Source organism: Paenibacillus sp. 598K (assembly GCF_003851045.1).
In the GTDB taxonomy this organism is placed as follows: domain Bacteria; phylum Bacillota; class Bacilli; order Paenibacillales; family Paenibacillaceae; genus Paenibacillus_D.
This window is the reverse complement of record NZ_BFBX01000221.1, coordinates 1159-2224: the sequence shown is the minus strand read 5'-3', so window position 1 is coordinate 2224 and position 1066 is coordinate 1159. Positions and strand designations below refer to the sequence as shown.

Genomic DNA, 1066 nt, shown 5'->3' with positions numbered 1-1066 from the left:
GTTGTGCAGCCTGTGCGTTTTGCGTCATCTTTCTCAACCTCTTTTCAATAGGGTTATTCTCTCGCAGACAAAGCAAACATAAGCTCGCCCTCGGCGACGACCTTGTCGCCCACGCGCGCTGTCGCCTGACCTTTGCCGATCGTTCCTTTGAGCCGTGTAATGACAACCTCGAGCGTCAGCGTGTCTCCCGGCACGACCTGTCCGCGGAAGCGTACGCCGTCGATGCCGGCGAAGAAGGCCAGCTTGCCGCGATTGGCCTCAACCTTGAGGATCGCGACCGCTCCTACCTGAGCCAGCGCCTCGACGATCAGGACGCCGGGCATAACCGGATGGCCGGGGAAATGCCCGGTGAAAAACGGTTCGTTCATCGTCACATTTTTGAGTCCTACCGCCCTTACGCCTTCCTCCAGCTCCAGTATGCGATCCACCAGCAAAAACGGCGGCCGATGCGGTATAATTTCCTGAATCTGATTAATATCCAGCATGCCTGATTGCTCCCTTCACATTTCCCTTAGCGCGTATGTAATAAAAATTCTCGAAAAAGCCTACACTAGTGACATCCCTTCATGAACTGCAGTCGTGGAGGTTTAAGATAAAGGGTCCGGGTGAAGTTGTGGCCAGAAGCGCTACGGCCTCCCTCGGGCCCTTCTTCGGTGCTGAAAAGCGAACGTTTTGAACTGACTTTTTGAACGCACGATACGCACGATTCAAAAGCCTGCTCCTCATTGTCCAATGGTCTGGTTGTTCAAGGCTCGGAAGCTGCCGATATACATCGCCGTCGTCACATAGGAAAAGACGATGACGCCCCACAGTACGGCCTCCCCAGGCGGCCAGGCGAAAAAAACCATCGTGATCGCAGCGTACAGCAGCACCGTCGTCAGCTTGCCCATCCAATTGGCCGGCACGGTCAGTCGACCTCTGAAGTGAACGTAGGCCGAGACGACGATCATCCCCAAATCCCTCAGCAGCAACGCAATCGCCGCCCACCACGAGATAAGCCCCGCAACGACAAGCGACACAAACACGGTAATAAGCATCAGCTTGTCCGCGAGCGGATCGAGCATCA

At 55.4% G+C, this 1066-nt stretch carries 2 protein-coding genes; both read right to left on the bottom strand.

The genetic code is table 11. The annotated features are described in order from the left end of the window. Positions 1-53 precede the first annotated feature (53 nt). Positions 54-485, bottom strand: coding sequence for a 3-hydroxyacyl-ACP dehydratase FabZ (gene fabZ / locus PA598K_RS34705; protein WP_128661269.1), 432 nt, complete (start codon positions 483-485; stop codon positions 54-56). A gap of 237 nt (positions 486-722) precedes the next feature. Further along, the coding region (locus tag PA598K_RS34700) for a CDP-alcohol phosphatidyltransferase family protein (protein WP_307719911.1) at positions 723-1066 on the bottom strand (344 nt) is incomplete at its 5' end.